Raw genomic sequence first — 16,540 nt, 5'->3', positions numbered from 1 at the left:
TTTCTAAATATCATCAAGAATATTTTCTTCAATCATATAACGAATGATTGCTTTTTTAATTAAAAAATATTTTTCTTCTTTTTTTAAAAAGGAGTAATTTTTTTTTAGTAAATAATGTGGCCATCCTTCTCGATCCCTACCAATAAATACATAATAACCAAAAGGTTCTAAAATTCTACATATTGCAATATGCAAAATATTTATTTTATCTTCTTTTTTTAAAAATTTATTTTGACCTTTTCCTAGAACTTGAATTCCTATTAGGTAAATAATTCCAATAGGATTAATTTGTCCTCTTATGTAAAAATTATTTCGTATATATAAAATTACTTTATTCCAATTCAGATGAAATTCTCGTATAAATTTTTTTTTCATGTTATTTTATTAGCTTATTATTAATATTTATAGAAAAAAATAAGAATATTTATGATGATGATCACAGATTTAATTATTCTGATTATAGTTTTATATGGTGGATATCATGGTTATAAAAAAGGGTTATTGTCACAGTTATTTGTATTCATGATATTTTTTATATTGATATATAAAGGGATCGATATATTTTACTTAGTTTCAGAAATATTACCAAAAAAAGTAAATAGTAGGAATAAAGATCCTTTTGCTACTAGTTATTCTATAATAATTTCATTTTTTTTGATAATTGTAATAGCTTTTTTAATTAAAAAAATTCTAGAATTTTTTTTTATAATTACATGGATAAAACCTATTGAAAAATGGTTAGGTGGTATTTTAGGATTAATAAAATATTTTTTTTATTTATCAATATGTATTCTTTTATTTAAAGAAATAAATGAAAAAATAAATTTAATTCCTTATAATTTCTTTCAAAATTCTTTTGAAAAAGAATTTCAATATATCTTTTCGATATATAGGAAAGCACCTCTATTTTTTTTAAAGAAATTGGAAGAATTATATTTACAAATTTCATTAAATATACTTTAAAAATATTATTATCATGGATATAGTCTTAATAAAAAAAAATGGGTTTGTGTAAAAAAAATATTTACTTAAAATATAAAATTACATAATTTTTTTATAAAAAAAATATAAAAAAAATGGTATATTTATATAAGTTATTCTTGGAATGATACGAAACGAAATCTATAAAATAGATCTATTAGATTTAAAAAAATAAATTAATTTATTAAATAGATTATTGATTTATCCAATTATTTTTTACTGAATTATTGGAATAAATAAAGAGAATTTTGAATTTTTAGTTAATAATGGATTTATCAGATATTCGATTATGATCTTCTAAATTTTTATATTTTTTAAAACTAAAATAGAAGAATCTCTATTTGAATAAAAATGGGATAAACAATTTGTATATAATAGGATAAAATCTTCTATATTTTCTGTAATTTTTTTTGATTGTATAAGAATTTCTAACATTAATAATGTATTTTTTGTACTATATTTTTTATGAATAATTCCCTTAACCTGTTGATTGATTTGTTCCTCAATATTTTTTATAATATTAATTTTTATTTTTTTGCTTACATATTTACAATTTCTATTCATAATTATTTTTTTTATAATACTGAAATATTCCATCATAAAATGTTCAAGTGTAAGTAAATTATTTTTTTGATTGTATTTTAAAGGGTTATGGCAATTAATTACATGAAATAAAGTGCAATTGGTAATAATATCTTCGGATTCCAATATTTCTTTAATTTTATTGTATATACGTATATAAATTATTCCAAAAATTGGATCACTATTCTTTGTTTTTTTTATCACTCTAATTAAAGAGTTCTGTATATAATTAAAATTTTCTTTTACTTTTAAAAAGTTTTTTCTACTATCTTTAAGTGGTTTTAAATTTTCTTTAGTAATTCCTTCTATACTATTTTTATAAATAAGTTCTATAGATTTGAGCATTGGCTCTAAAATATCTGAACTTTCGGAAGTTTTGTTTAATGTTATCCATCCTATTATCCCAAATATAGTTTTTTCCTCTTCCACTTTTTGATATTGGATTTTTTGATAATTTTTATAACTTTTATAAAAAACCAATATCATTAAAAAAATAAAAAATATAAGTGCCCATACCTTTATAAAATACAAAAAATAGGCTATAAATCCGGCCATAGTAAAGGCTATAAAACCGGTTAAAAACCATCCCCTTATAACTTTCAAAACTCCTGATATTCGATAAACAGCACTTTCTCTATTCCAAGCTCTATCTGAAAGAGATGTTCCCATAGAAACCATAAAAGTGACAAAAGTAGTAGATAGTGGAATATTTTTAACGGTAGCTATAGAGATCAATATACTAGATATAGTTAAATTAGCAGAAGCTCTAACTAGATCAAAAGCAATATTTTCCTCTTTTTTAATTTTTTGCTTAAAATTTTTTTCTATTTTAACCAGAATTCGTTTCGGAAATAAATTAAAAAATTTATTTCCGAAAAATAAAAAAAATCGAACAATTATTCTTGCAAAAGAATTGGATAAAAATTTTTCATTCCCTTCATTTTGTCGACTTAAATTAATTTCCGTTTTGGTAATTGTTTTTGTTTTTTTAGAAACCCAAAGTGTTAATATCATAATTATACCTGCCAATATCAAAACAAAAGACGGTACCTGGACCCTCCCAGATAAATTTTTCATATTAAATTCTTCTGCTGGAGGACTTCCTGCTTCTTTCCATATGTTATATGATTGTAGACTAGCTATAGGAACTCCTATAAAATTTACTAAATCATTTCCTGAAAAAGCCATAGCTAAAGAAAATGTTCCATATAATACGACAAATTTTAATATATTATATCCTAAAAAAACAAATACCTTCGCTATAAAGATCCAAGTTGTAAATAATAAAATCAAAAAGAAAAAAAAATTATGATGAATCCATTTTATAAAATATTGAATAAATAGAGATAATCCTGATAAATTATCATATATATATCCTTTCTGTAAAAAATTACTGTGAAGGCCTCTTACAATCAAAAAATAGGTCATACTACTCAATGAAATAGCTGCCCATATAACTCCGGCATATTTTAATCTATTTTTATATTCAAAACTTAATAAAATCCGTATAAAATAGTGAATAAAGGCCCCAGAAAAAAAAGAAATTATAATAGATAAAAAAATTCCTATACCAATTGTCAATGTTTTTTCTGCTTTAATGTATTGACTTAAATGATGAAATGGTTCATTACTTAATGGAGAAGCAATTTTTATCATGGAAATACTGAACGCTCCTCCTAATAAACAAAAAACCATTGATACTGTAGTTGAGGTGGGTAATCCTAAAGTATTAAAAATATCCAATAAAATAATATCGGATATCATAACTGCTAAAAAAATAAAAATAATATCAGAAAAATAAAAATAAGAAGGATCAAAAATTCCTTTTCTTGCTATTTCCATCATTCTACTAGATAAAAAAGATCCCAATAGAATACCTAAACTAGCAAAAATCATAATAGTCTTACGAGAAGCGACTTTAGATCCGATAGCGGAATTAAGAAAATTTACGGAATCATTAATAACCCCTACAATAAGATCAAAAATAGATAATATAAAAAGAATAACTATAATTGATGGATAAAAAATTTTCATAATAAAGAGGTAAATATTAATTAATCAATTTCACGAAAAAAACAGAAATATATTATTTTTAGGGTTTGTTTTTTTTTCATCAATTAGAAATTGTAAATAATTATTTACGATATTATAACTTTTTTATAGATTCTTTTATTAAATTTTCTACAGTAAATCTTGGATTTTTTTCTAAAATATCTTCTAAAACTTTTTTAGATTCTTTAGTAGAAAAACCCAATACAATCAAAGCACTTAAAGCTTCTTTTTTTATAATGGATGGTGTATTTTTATCGAATAATGTAACGTTTTTTTCTTTTTTAGAAAAAATTCCTATTTTATCTTTAAGTTCTATTATAATTCTATGAGCCGTTTTTATACCAATCCCCTTTACCCTTTTAAATACTTCTATCTCTTCATTAAAGATAGATTGTTCTATTTCATATGGAGTTAATGAAGATAATAATGTTATAGCAGAATTTGGTCCTATTCCATTTACAGATATCAAATCAGAAAATATTTTTCTTTCTATTCTATCAAAAAAACCATATAAAACATGTTGATGTTCCTTTATAAATAGATAAGTATATATATAGATTTCCTCTCCTTCTTTTTTAGTAGAAAAAGAAGAATAAGTGGACAAGGATATATGAATATAATATCCGATTCCGTTACAATCTATGATTAAATAGGATTGATTTTTTTCGATCAATTTTCCTCTTAAATGTGTTATCACTTTTTTATAAAAACAACTAATAAGTAAGTATATAGATGAATTATGAAAAAATTATTTTTTTCTGAAAAAAATTTGTATAGGAACTCCTATAAAATCGAAATGATAACGAATTTTATTTTCAATAAATCTTTTGTAAGATTCTTTTATATACTGAGGATAATTAGAAAAAAAAATAAATTTGGGTGTATATGTAGGCAATTGAGTACAATATTTTATTGTAATCAATTTTTTATTGATAGAAGGAGGAGGATTTTTTTTAAAAATTGGGAACATAACTCTATTTAATAAATTGGTTTTTAATCTTTTTTTTCTTTTTCTAAAAATATGATAAGCTATGGGTATAATATTATATAGACCATCCTTATTTTTAGCCGATATAAAAAGGATAGGTACATTATCAAATGGAGCAATATTTTTTTTAATAAAAATTTCAAAATTTTTCTTTATAGAACAATTTTTATTATTATGTAATAAATCCCATTTATTAATAAGAATGATTACACCTTTTTGATTTTTTTCAATCAATCTAAAAATATTTCTATCCTGCGATTCCCATCCTCGAACTGCATCCACCATCAAAAAACAAATATCTGTATATTTAATCGTTCTAACCGTTTTCATAGTGGAATAAAATTCAATATTTTCACTTATTTTTGATTTTTTTCTAACTCCAGGTGTATCAAATAAAATACATTTATATCCAAACTTTTTGTAAAAAACATCTATACTATCTCTTGTTGTTCCAGAAATATTCGTGACAATATGACGGTATTTATCTAAAAAAGAGTTAATTAATGTAGATTTTCCTACGTTGGGCCTACCAATTACCGAAAACCGTGGAATATCACCTATTTCCTCTACTTTTTTTTCTACTAATTCTTTCAATATTTCTATTAATCTATCCAACATTTCCCCAGTCCCACTTCCATTTATAGCAGATATACAATAATAATTATTGAATCCTAAACGGAAAAAATCTGTATCATGATATAGATTTTTTCCATTATCTACTTTATTAACTACTAATAATATTGATTTTTTACATTTTCTAAGTATTTTAGATATTTCGATATCTACATCGAGTAGACCTATTTCCATATCCACTAAAAACAAAATTACATCAGATTCTTTTAAAGCTATTAAAATTTGTTTTCTAATTTCTGTATCGATTATATCTATATTATTATTTGGAGGATTATAACCTCCTGTATCTACTATAGAAAACTGGATTCCATTCCATTCAGAATTTCCATATATCCTATCTCTAGTAACCCCACTTTTAACATGAACTATAGCTTTTTTTTTTCCTATGATACGGTTAAATAAAGTTGATTTTCCTACATTAGGACGTCCGACTATAGAAACTAAATAACTCATTATAAAAAATTATTCACAAAGGTAGAATTTTTTCACTATTTTCATTCAGATATTCTTATTCAAAGTGTATATTACTAAAAAAAATGCGTATAGATATTGTTAGCGTAATTCCGGAAATACTAAAAAGCCCATTTTCTAATTCTATGATTCAAAGAGCTATAAATAAAAAAATCCTAGAAATTTATATTCATGATTTACGAAAATATGGTTTAGGAAAACGGAACAAAGTAGATGATTATCCTTATGGAGGAGAATCTGGGATGGTGATTCGAATAGAACCTGTATATCGATGTTTTCAGAAACTTTTTTCAAAAAGAGATTACGATGAAAAAATTTTTATGACTCCTGATGGAAATATTTTTTCACAAAAATATGCTTATGAATTTTCTTGTAAGAAAAATATTATTATTTTGTGTGGTCGTTACAAAGGTATTGATCAAAGAATCAGAGATCACTTAATTTCCAAAGAAATATCAATTGGTCCTTATGTTTTATCTGGAGGAGAATTAGCAGCAGCGGTAGTAGTAGAGGCTGTAACTAGATTATTACCTGGAGTTCTAAATAATCCAGATTCTATGATTACAGATTCATTTCAAATAAAATCTATAAATTCTCCCCCTCTTTACACTCGTCCAATCCTTTATAAAGGATTATCTGTCCCAAAAATACTTGTATCTGGGCATCATAAAAAAATAAAAGATTGGTTATATAAAAAATCTATACTGAAAAAAAAAATTGAATTATTAAATTATAATTTTAACATTCTATAAATATTTTAATTTTTTTTTTATAGATAAAAACAATACTTTATAGCATATTATTTACATGATCTATCATTCCAATGATATAATCATAATATCATATTGAGTTAAAAATAGATTCCATTTTCAATATTTATATGAGATAAAATTTTCTATTTATCTATTATTTTTTTTTCCAAATTTTTATATGATAACATTTTTTATATTTTTTCTATCTTTATTAAATAGATCAATCAAATATAAAACTATAAATTTTTTAGAAAAAATTTCTAATAAAATTCATATTATGAGTAAAAAAATAGATTATACTGCAGATAGTATACAATCTTTAGAAGGAATTGAACATATCAGAATGAGACCTTCCATGTATATTGGAGACGTAGGTATTAGAGGATTACATCATTTGGTATACGAAGTTATAGATAATTCTGTAGATGAAGCCTTAGCAGGTTTTTGTAATAGGATATTCGTTACAATTCATAAAAATGGATTTATTACAGTTATTGATAATGGTCGTGGAATTCCAATAGAAATTCATAAAAAAGAAGGAAAATCAGCTCTTGAAGTGGTAATGACTAAAATTGGAGCAGGTGGAAAATTTGACAAAAATTCCTATAAAGTTTCTGGAGGATTACATGGTGTAGGAATATCCTGTGTAAATGCTTTATCTAGGACACTTATTGTTACAATTTATCGTAACGGAAAAATTTACCAACAAGAATATTTTAAAGGAAAAACTCTTTATAATGTAAAGTGTTTAGGAAAAACTAATAGAAAAGGGACTAAAATTTATTATCTTGCTGATCAGTCCATTTTTAGTTCTATCACATATGATTATAACATATTAGTAAAACGTTTACAAGAATTATCTTTTCTAAATAAAGGACTACATTTATTTTTAAAAGACGAAAGAACTAACATAGAAAACCAAAAAAAAGAATACTTCTTCTCAAAAAATGGATTAAATGAATATCTTACTATTCTAGATAAAAATAAAGAATCCTTAACAAAAAATATTATTTTTTTCGAAGGGGAAAAAGACAGTACCATTATAGAATTAGCTATGCAATATAATACTTCTTTCAAAGAAGAAATTTATTCTTATGTTAATAATATTCATACTTCTGATGGAGGAACTCATCTTACTGGATTTCGAAGAGCCTTAACTCGAACGTTAAAAAAATACACTGATGGATATATCTTTTCATCCAATAAAGATAAAATAGAATTTACGGGAGATGATTTTCGAGAAGGAATTACAGCTATTCTTTCTATAAGAGTGATGGACCCAAAATTTGAAGGACAAACTAAAACAAAATTAAGCAATCATGAAGTAGGAGGAATTGTAGAAAAATTTGTTGGGGAAAGGTTAAATAGTTATTTAGAAGAAAACCCTAATGATAGAAAAAAAATTATTGATAAAGTAATTTTAGCTGCTAAAGCTCGTCAAGCATCTAAAAAAGCGCGAGAATTGATACAAAAAAAAAATCCAATTTACAATAATATTTTACCAGGAAAATTAGCAGACTGCTCATTTAATGATCCAGAAAATTGCGAAATTTATTTGGTAGAAGGAGATTCTGCAGGTGGTACCGCTAAACAAGGTAGAGATAGAAAATTTCAAGCTATATTACCTTTACGAGGAAAAATCCTAAATGTAGAAAAAGCAATGGAATATAAAATATTTGAAAATGAGGAAATAATAAATATATTTACCTCTTTAGGAGTTTCTATTGATGATAAAGAAGAAAATACAAAAAATTTAAATATTCAAAAACTTAGATATAATAAAATTATTATTATGACAGATGCGGATATAGATGGAAGTCATATTTCTACTTTAATTTTAACCTTATTTTTTCGTTATATGAAACCATTAATAGAAAAAGGACATATTTATATTGCTACGCCTCCACTTTATTTAATACGAAAAGGTAATCGTTCTCAATATGCTTGGAGTGATCAAGAAAGAGAAAGTATTATTCATCAATTAGGAGGAAGGAAAAATAATATAAATATACAACGTTACAAAGGATTAGGAGAAATGAATGCTGAACAACTTTGGGAAACTACTATGAATCCAAAAAAAAGAACCTTACGAAAAATTAATATAGAAAATATTTTTGAAGCAGATAAAATATTCTCTATCCTTATGGGTGATGAAGTTCCACCACGTAGAAATTTTATAGAAAAAAATGCGATACATGCAAAAATTGATGTTTAGTTATATATAAATAATAGAATAGACTATATAATCATATTTTTTTATTATATATAAATTAATTAATTTATGATATGAATTATATCCAATCAATCCTATTAGGAATTATTGAAGGAATTACAGAGTTTTTTCCTATTTCTTCTACAGGACATATGATACTTTTAGCTTCCTTAATGGGTATTTTAGAGAAAAAAATAACAAAATTATTTTTAATATCTGTTCAACTTGGAGCTGTTTTTTCATTAGTTTTTTTATACAGAAAAAAATTTTTTTTTCAAAAATTTGATTTTTATTTAAAAATTTTTATAGCTAGTTTACCCATATTAATTGTTGGTTTTTTATTAAAAAATAAAATAAATTTTTTTTTTAGTAAAAATCCACTTATGGTAGCTATTTTTCTTTTTATAGGAGGAATAATTATTTTGATAGTGGAAAATTTATATGAAAAAAAAAATTATAAAAATAAAGACTATAGAATAACTTATTTTAAAGCATTTATTATTGGATTAGGACAATGTTTTTCAATTATTCCAGGAGTATCTAGAAGCGCTACTACTATAGTATCCGGTATGTTACAAAATATTGAAAGAAGAAAGGCAATTGAATTTTCTTTTTTTTTATCTTTTCCTGTTATTTTTATTGCTACATGTAAAAAATTATTTGATCATTACTTTCAATTCCAGTATTTTATTTTTTCATTGAATGTTCGTAGATTTTTTATTTTTCCAATAATAGATAAAAAATTTTTTTTACAAGAAAATATAAAATTATTATTAGTTGGAAATATAGTTTCTTTTATTACAGGAATTTTATCTATAAAATGTTTTATGTCCTATCTAAAAAAAAATAATTTTAAAATATTTGGATATTATAGAATTATTTTTGGAATTATATTCATTATTATACATTATTTTATTAAACCAATTGAAAATTTTTGATAAAAAATTGTTCAGAATTTGAAAAAGGGAAGCTATTATTAATAGATAAACCGTGGGGGTGGACTTCATTTGAAGTGGTGAAAAGGATTAAACAAAAAATAATTTGTTTTTCTAAAAGAATAAAAATAGGACATGCTGGAACCCTAGATCCTCTTGCAACAGGACTTTTAATAATTCTTACAGGAAAATATACGAAAAAAGTAGATTCTATTCAAAATTATAAAAAAACTTATACAGGTATTATAAAAATGGGATGTGTAACTCCATCTTTTGATTCAGAAACTAAAGAATATAATTTTTCTTCTACCTCCCACATAACTCCTGAACTTATTCAAAAAATATCTAAAAAATTTATTGGTGAAATAAATCAATACCCCCCCTGTTTTTCGGCATTAAAAATAGAAGGCAAGCGATTTTATGAATATGCTAGAAAAGGGAAAAAAATAAAAAATATGAAACCTAGACGAGTAAGAATTTATCAATTTCATATTCTAAAAATTGGAATACCTTATATAAAATTTTTGATAGAATGTGGAAAAGGAACTTATATTCGATCTATAGCCCAAGATTTCGGAATAAAGATAAAAAGTGGTGCCTATCTTCTTTCTTTAAGAAGAGAACGTATAGGCCCATTTTCTATAAAAAATTCTTCTAAGGAGTTATAACTATTTTATACATGTTTACTTTCCCTACATGTTTACTTTCCCTACTATATGCTCTATGATAAATTTTTATTTTTCCAAAAATTAAATTTTTTCTGAACTTCTTCATCACTTAATCCTCCTCTTTTAACTCCTTCTAATAAATGTTTTTTTAATAATACTCCATTTTTAGAAAAAATAGATCTTACAGTATCAGTAGGTTGTGCTCCTTTTATTAACCATGATACAGCAATATTCATTTTTAATACTGTTGAAGGTGGATTCGTATTAGGATTATAACTTCCTATTTTTTCAATAAATTTTCCATTTCGTGGGGAACGAGAATCGGCTACAACTATATGATAAATAGGCTTATGTTTTTTTCCAATTCTTTTTAAACGTATTTTTACAGACATAATTTGATGAATTTTGGTAATGATAAAAAAAAATTTTTTTTATCTATTCAACATCTCGTTTTTTTCTTTCTAATATACTAATTAATTTTTTTTCCTATTTCATATGGGGTACTATTCGGACAATTTTCTATTGTAGATCGATCCTATCATCTAAAAAATATCCTTATCCATAATTGTAATGTTTTTGAAAAAAAATGGTATATATTTACATTTTTTATAGACCCGTTGTGTAACGGTAGCACAGCAGATTTTGGTTCTGTTAGTTGGGGTTCGAGTCCCTACGGGTCTGTTAACGATTATCCTTTTATAAATGTTGAATTTCACAAAATGAGTATTGGAATGAAAGTAAAAAAAGAAAAAATTTTACTAATAGCATTTTTAAGTTTTTTCGCATATGTGTTTATTCACTTATCAAAAAATTTTTTTGGATTAGATAAATTTCCTCTTTTACTGTTTAGATATTTCGTTATCTCTATTTTCATTTTTTATGCTTTTTTGAAAAAAAACCTAACTACTTGGATCTTATTATCCATAATCATAGGAATAGAATTCGGTATAGATCATCCTAAAATTGCTGTAGAACTTAGATTTTTATCTCAAATATTTTTAAGGCTTATAAAAACTATTATAGCTCCAATATTATTTTCCACTTTAGTAGTTGGTATAGCAAGTCATTCTAATATTAAACAATTAGGGAATATGGGATGGAAATCCTTATTATATTTCGAAATAGTTACTACTTTAGCATTGTTCATTGGTCTTATTGCTATTAATATTTCTCAAGCTGGAGTAGGAATTGTTATGCCTTCAGGAATAACGGTGCATCAATTGCCAAAAGTAGAAAGTAAAACTTGGCAAGAGACTATCATTCATGTATTTCCAGAAAATTTCATTAAATCTATATATCATGGAGATGTATTACCTATTGTTGTATTTTCCGTCATTTTCGGGATATCTATGGTTTTTTTAGATGAAAAAAAACGTAGTCCTATATTATCATTTACAGAGAGTATTTCAGAGATTATGTTTAAATTTACTAAGATTATCATGTATTTTGCTCCTATAGGAGTAGGTTCAGCTATAGCTTATACAGTAGGACATATGGGGTTAGATATATTATATAATCTTTTTCAGTTATTATTGACGCTTTATATTGCTTTATTTATATTTTTGATAATGGTGTTATTTCCTATTATTTTATGGATTAAAGTTCCTTTAAGAGGATTTATAAAAGCTTTAATGGAACCTGTCTCATTAGCGTTTGCAACTACAAGTTCCGAATCTGCTTTACCTCTACTTATGGAGAATTTAGAAAAATTAGGTGTTCCAAGAAAAATTATTGCTTTTGTGATTCCTACAGGTTATAGCTTTAACTTAGATGGAACTACTCTTTACTTATCTTTAGCTACTGTTTTTGTAGCGCAAGCTTCTGGAATTCCTCTAAGTTTTAGTAAGCAAATATTTATAGGTTTAACTTTAATTTTAACTAGTAAAGGTGTAGCTGGAGTACCTAGAGCCTCTTTAGTCATTCTTTTAGCTACTGTTTCTTCTTTTGGTCTACCAAATTGGCCTATATTAGCGATTATCGGAATAGATGAATTAATGGATATGGCTCGTACTACCGTAAATGTTATAGGTAATGGATTAGCTAGTTGCGTTATTGCTCGTTCCGAAGGAGAATTAGATGATGAAAAAATGTTAGATTATATAAAAAAAAAACGTGATAACGGTTGATAAATTTAATCGTATTTTTTTACAGAACTTTTGAAAAGTAATTGTTTCTTTTATAAGAAAAAAAACTATTCTATAGTTTCAAATGGAGTAGTTACCAAAAAGAGCTATTCTAATATAGCTCTAATAAAATATTGGGGAAAACGAAAGAATAAAATTCAAATACCGATGAATTCTTCTATTAGTTATTCCTTAGAAAAGGTTTATACGGTAACAAAACTAATTTATTATCTTAGAGATAGAAAAAAAAAAAGATCTATAAAAATTTTTTTTTCTGGAAAAGAAAAAACTAATTTTCTCCCAAAAATTTTTGAATTTTTTCATAGAATATCATTTTATTGTTCTTATTTACGATATTTTAATTTTGTTATAAAAACCGATAATACTTTCCCCCACAGTAGTGGAATTGCTTCTTCTGCTTCTTCTATGAGTGCTTTAGCTTTATGTATTATGGAAATAGAAAAAAAATTAGATTCTTCTTTAAAAGAAGCTTTTTTTTTAAAAAAAGCTTCTTTTTTAGCTAGATTAGGATCTGGAAGTGCTTGTAGATCAATATATCCAGGACTTGTAGTTTGGGGAAAACATAAATCAATAAAAGGGAGTAATAATCTTTATTCTATCCCTTATCCCTATAAAATACACCCAATTTTTAAAAAAATTTGGGATACTATTTTAGTAATAGATGAAGAACCTAAAAAAATTTTAAGTTCAAAAGGACATCAATTAATGAATCACCATCCTTATGCTAAAGAAAGATTAAAATTCGCTAATAGAAATATGGATCAACTGATATCTATATTAAAAATAGGAGATTTTCCAAAATTTGGAGAATTAATAGAACATGAATCTTTAAATCTTCATGCTATGATCATGACCTCAAATCCCTATTTTTTATGGATGAGACCGAATACACTTCACGTACTTCATAAAGTATGGGATTTTAGAAAACAAAGTAAAAAAAACATCTATTTTACACTAGATGCAGGTGCAAATGTTCACCTTTTGTATCCTATTCAAGAAAAAAAGGTCATAATAAGGTGGATATATAGTGAACTTATCTATTATTGCAAAAAAATTATTGAAAGTTTTTGTCAATAAATTATAATTGATTGTCTATATTTGTTATTTATTATTACAATCTAATATAATAGTGATGGTGGATGTAGCTCAGTTGGTTTAGAGCATCAGATTGTGGTTCTGAGGGGCGCCGGTTCAAATCCGGTCTTCCACCCAAAATTAAATTATTTTAATACTTTTTTTATCCTTGTAAGAGCTTCTATAATTTGATCTTCTGTAGTAGCATAAGAAATACGTAAATATTCATTATCTCCAAAAGCACTTCCACTAACAGTGGCAACTTGAGCTTTTTCAAGAAAAAAAGAAGATAAATTTTCTGAATTTTGAATAATTTTTCCATAGAACTTTTTTCCAAAAAGATTTGAAACTTTTGGAAATACGTAAAAAGCTCCATTTGGTTTATTGATTATTTTAAATTCAGGAATTTCCTTCATCATATCCAAAATTAAATTTCTTCTTTTTTTAAATTCTTTGATCATATATTCTATTTTAATTGGTGAAGCGTTTAATGCAGAAATAGCTGCACGTTGTGCAATAGAATTAGCACAAGAAGTTATTTGTCCTTGTATTTTTTCACAAGACTTAGCAATCCATTCAGGAGCTCCAATATAACCAATTCGCCATCCAGTCATAGAAAAAGCTTTAGATAATCCATTTAGTGTTATGACTCTATCATAGATATCAGGAAAGATGGCAATACTAGTATGTTTTACTGAATAACAAATATGTTCATAAATTTCATCAGAAAGAATAATTATTTTTGGATATCTCTTAAAAATTTCTACTAAATTTTTTAATTCTTTATAAGAGTAAACACTCCCTGTAGGATTGCATGGTGTATTTAAAATAAATAATTTTGTTTTTTTTGTAATAGATTCTTCTAATTTTTTTGGATTAATTTTAAAATTTTTTTCCATAATCGTTGGAATAATAATAGGAATAGCTTCACATAATTTTACCATTTGATAATAACTTACCCAATAGGGTGCGGGAATAATCACTTCATCTTTTGGATTAAGTAAAGATAAAAGAACATTCATAATAGATTGTTTACCACCAGTAGAAACCACAATTTGTGATGGAATATATTTCAATCCATTATCACGATAAAATTTCTTGCATATTATTTCTCTAAGTTCTAAATATCCAGATACTGGAGTATAGTAATGATAGCTACCTTCATCAATAGCTTTTTTTGCATCGTTTAAAATAAAATTTGGTGGATAAAAATTAGGTTCTCCCAAACTTAAGTTAATAATGTCATACCCTTTATTTTTTAATTTTATAGTTTTATTAGACATAGCTAAAGTTTGCGAATAAGATATATTTTGTAATCGTTTGGATAATAATCTATTTTTCATGGATAGATAATTTGAAATGATTGCAAATCTAAATAAATTTGATTATAAATTTGGATTCATTTATCAATAATATGGAATGGAATTAATTAAAAAGTATTTTCCAAATCTATTGGATTATCAAATACATCAATTATCTTCTTTAAAAAATTTATATGAATATTGGAATACTTATGTAAATATTATTTCTAGAAAAACATTTTATAATTTTTATCAACAACATGTTCTTTTTTGTTTAGGGATTGCTAAAGTGTTTCCTTTTTTTCCTGGATCCTTTGTTATGGATTTAGGTACAGGAGGTGGATTTCCAGGAATTCCTTTATCTATAATTTTTCCTAATACACAATTTATATTGGTTGATTCCATTAAAAAAAAAATTAAAATTGTAGAGAAAATAATCTATGATCTACACTTAAAAAATGCACATGCTATTTGTATACGTGCAGAAAAATTAGAATATCGATTTGATTTTGTTGTTAGTAGATTTGTAACAAAAATATCCAAAATTCAAAAATGGATAAAAAATAAATTTAGATATAAATCTAACTATATAATCCAGAATGGATCCTTATATTTAAAAGGTGGTGACCTTTCTAAAGAATTAGAAAAATTTCCTCATGCAGTAGAATATCCTCTCATTAATTATTTTAGAGAACCATTTTTCATTTCCAAAAAAGTTATTTGGATTTCCAATATTTAATATTTGTTTATTATAAATAAAAATAAAAATGAATCCAAAAAAAAAAATTATTGAAAAAGTAAAACAGAAAGGAGGGTGGGTAAATGCTCATTCTCACTTAGATAGAGCTTATACTCTGACAAAAAAAAATTTTAAATATTCTTATTATCCCCTGAATAAAAAATGGTATTTAGTTGATGAAATGAAACGTTTATCTTCAGAAGAAGACATTTATATCCGAATGGAAAAAGCTTTGGAATATTTTCTAAAACAAGGGACACAAGCTTTATGTACTTTTATTGATGTGGATGAAATTATTGAAGATAGGGCATTAAAAGCAGCTAAAAAATTGAGAAATAATTATGGAAATTTAATTCATATTCGTTTTGCAAATCAAGTACTTAAAGGAATTTTGAATAAACAATCGAAATATTGGTTCGATAAATCAGTGGAATTTGTAGATATTATTGGTGGATTACCAGCTAAAGATTATGGAAAAGAAAATGAACATTTAGATGTATTATTACAAATAGCTAAAAAAGAGGGTAAATTAGTACATGTCCATGTAGATCAATTTAATACAAGTGAAGAAAAAGAAACTGAAAAACTAGCAAAAAAAACTATTGAACATGGGATGCAAGGAAAGGTAGTAGCCATACATTGTATTTCTTTAGCAGCACATGATAAAAAATATCGTTATGAAATATATAGATTAATGAAAAAAGCTAATTTAATGGTAATATCTTGTCCTATAGCTTGGATTGACCATACTAGAAGTGAACGTTTGACTCCGATCCATAATTCGATTACTCCAGTAGATGAAATGATTCCTGAAGGAATTATAGTTGCTTTTGGAACAGATAATATATGCGATATATACAAACCTTTTTCTGATGGGAATCTTTGGATAGAATTACGAGTTATGTTAGAAGCTTGTCATTATTATGACATAGACCATTTGGTGGAAATTTCTACAAAAAACGGATTAAAAGTGTTAGGGTTATGTTAGGGCGGGTTAGAAGAATAGAC

At 25.0% G+C, this 16,540-nt stretch carries 15 protein-coding genes and 2 tRNA genes; 11 read left to right on the top strand and 6 right to left on the bottom strand.

Features of this window, described 5'->3' with window-relative positions; genetic code table 11:
• Nucleotides 1-3 precede the first annotated feature (3 nt).
• Nucleotides 4-375, bottom strand: a complete 372-nt coding sequence (locus BLBCPU_RS01735; RefSeq protein ID WP_014246280.1) for a hypothetical protein — start codon at nucleotides 373-375, stop codon at nucleotides 4-6.
• Nucleotides 376-432: 57 nt separating this feature from the next.
• Between BLBCPU_RS01735 and BLBCPU_RS01730 the strand changes: the two genes are divergently transcribed.
• The gene (locus BLBCPU_RS01730; RefSeq protein ID WP_254044391.1) at nucleotides 433-963 is read left to right on the top strand and encodes a CvpA family protein; all 531 of its coding nucleotides are present in this window, start codon (nucleotides 433-435) and stop codon (nucleotides 961-963) included.
• 315 nt (nucleotides 964-1,278) lie between these two features.
• Here BLBCPU_RS01730 and BLBCPU_RS01725 read toward each other — a convergent pair whose 3' ends face one another.
• The 3 genes from BLBCPU_RS01725 to der form a co-directional block, all read right to left on the bottom strand.
• Entirely contained in the window at nucleotides 1,279-3,597 is a 2,319-nt protein-coding gene (locus tag BLBCPU_RS01725) for an inorganic phosphate transporter (protein ID WP_014246278.1), read from the bottom strand.
• A gap of 112 nt (nucleotides 3,598-3,709) precedes the next feature.
• Nucleotides 3,710-4,312, bottom strand: coding sequence for a Holliday junction branch migration protein RuvA (ruvA, locus tag BLBCPU_RS01720; protein WP_014246277.1), 603 nt, complete (start codon nucleotides 4,310-4,312; stop codon nucleotides 3,710-3,712).
• A gap of 51 nt (nucleotides 4,313-4,363) precedes the next feature.
• A complete protein-coding gene (gene der / locus BLBCPU_RS01715) occupies nucleotides 4,364-5,689 on the bottom strand; it encodes a ribosome biogenesis GTPase Der (protein WP_014246276.1) in 1,326 nt (441 codons plus the stop codon).
• Nucleotides 5,690-5,772: 83 nt separating this feature from the next.
• Here der and trmD point away from each other — a divergent pair, with 83 nt between their 5' ends.
• From trmD to truB, 4 genes are all read left to right on the top strand, one after another.
• A complete protein-coding gene (gene trmD / locus BLBCPU_RS01710) occupies nucleotides 5,773-6,459 on the top strand; it encodes a tRNA (guanosine(37)-N1)-methyltransferase TrmD (RefSeq protein WP_014246275.1) in 687 nt (228 codons plus the stop codon).
• Between the two features lie 277 nt (nucleotides 6,460-6,736).
• Complete coding sequence (gene gyrB, locus BLBCPU_RS01705) at nucleotides 6,737-8,674, top strand: DNA topoisomerase (ATP-hydrolyzing) subunit B (RefSeq protein WP_014246274.1); 1,938 nt, start codon at nucleotides 6,737-6,739, stop codon at nucleotides 8,672-8,674.
• Between the two features lie 71 nt (nucleotides 8,675-8,745).
• Complete coding sequence (locus BLBCPU_RS01700; protein WP_014246273.1) at nucleotides 8,746-9,609, top strand: undecaprenyl-diphosphate phosphatase; 864 nt, start codon at nucleotides 8,746-8,748, stop codon at nucleotides 9,607-9,609.
• The gene (gene truB / locus BLBCPU_RS01695; protein WP_014246272.1) at nucleotides 9,606-10,274 is read left to right on the top strand and encodes a tRNA pseudouridine(55) synthase TruB; all 669 of its coding nucleotides are present in this window, start codon (nucleotides 9,606-9,608) and stop codon (nucleotides 10,272-10,274) included. The genes BLBCPU_RS01700 and truB overlap by 4 nt, the downstream gene beginning before the upstream one ends.
• A 53-nt stretch (nucleotides 10,275-10,327) precedes the next feature.
• Here the strand turns inward: truB and rpsP are convergent, their stop codons facing one another.
• Nucleotides 10,328-10,666, bottom strand: a complete 339-nt coding sequence (rpsP, locus tag BLBCPU_RS01690; protein WP_014246271.1) for a 30S ribosomal protein S16 — start codon at nucleotides 10,664-10,666, stop codon at nucleotides 10,328-10,330.
• 218 nt (nucleotides 10,667-10,884) lie between these two features.
• Between rpsP and BLBCPU_RS01685 the strand changes: the two genes are divergently transcribed.
• The 4 genes from BLBCPU_RS01685 (at nucleotide 10,885) to BLBCPU_RS01670 (ending at nucleotide 13,629) form a co-directional block, all read left to right on the top strand.
• Nucleotides 10,885-10,955 (top strand) — tRNA-Gln (locus BLBCPU_RS01685).
• A gap of 38 nt (nucleotides 10,956-10,993) precedes the next feature.
• A complete protein-coding gene (locus tag BLBCPU_RS01680; RefSeq protein WP_014246270.1) occupies nucleotides 10,994-12,400 on the top strand; it encodes a dicarboxylate/amino acid:cation symporter in 1,407 nt (468 codons plus the stop codon).
• Nucleotides 12,401-12,430: 30 nt separating this feature from the next.
• Nucleotides 12,431-13,495 carry a diphosphomevalonate/mevalonate 3,5-bisphosphate decarboxylase family protein gene (locus BLBCPU_RS01675; RefSeq protein ID WP_014246269.1) on the top strand — a complete coding sequence of 355 codons (1,065 nt, stop codon included), beginning with the start codon at nucleotides 12,431-12,433 and terminating at the stop codon, nucleotides 13,493-13,495.
• 57 nt (nucleotides 13,496-13,552) lie between these two features.
• A tRNA-His gene (locus BLBCPU_RS01670) sits at nucleotides 13,553-13,629 on the top strand.
• 9 nt (nucleotides 13,630-13,638) lie between these two features.
• Here BLBCPU_RS01670 and BLBCPU_RS01665 read toward each other — a convergent pair.
• Nucleotides 13,639-14,835 carry a pyridoxal phosphate-dependent aminotransferase gene (locus tag BLBCPU_RS01665; RefSeq protein ID WP_014246268.1) on the bottom strand — a complete coding sequence of 399 codons (1,197 nt, stop codon included), beginning with the start codon at nucleotides 14,833-14,835 and terminating at the stop codon, nucleotides 13,639-13,641.
• A 76-nt stretch (nucleotides 14,836-14,911) separates the two neighbouring features.
• On the opposite strand from BLBCPU_RS01665, the gene rsmG reads away from it, so the two are divergent.
• Nucleotides 14,912-15,532: a 16S rRNA (guanine(527)-N(7))-methyltransferase RsmG gene (gene rsmG, locus BLBCPU_RS01660; protein ID WP_014246267.1), complete on the top strand. Its 621-nt coding sequence runs from the start codon at nucleotides 14,912-14,914 to the stop codon at nucleotides 15,530-15,532.
• Between the two features lie 28 nt (nucleotides 15,533-15,560).
• On the top strand, nucleotides 15,561-16,520 hold the full coding sequence (locus BLBCPU_RS01655) for an amidohydrolase family protein (protein WP_014246266.1): 960 nt from the start codon (nucleotides 15,561-15,563) through the stop codon (nucleotides 16,518-16,520).
• Nucleotides 16,521-16,540 lie beyond the last annotated feature (20 nt).

It is taken from the genome of Blattabacterium sp. (Cryptocercus punctulatus) str. Cpu (assembly GCF_000236405.1).
In the GTDB taxonomy this organism is placed as follows: domain Bacteria; phylum Bacteroidota; class Bacteroidia; order Flavobacteriales; family Blattabacteriaceae; genus Blattabacterium; species Blattabacterium punctulatus.
This window is presented reverse-complemented; position numbering and strand designations above follow the sequence as displayed.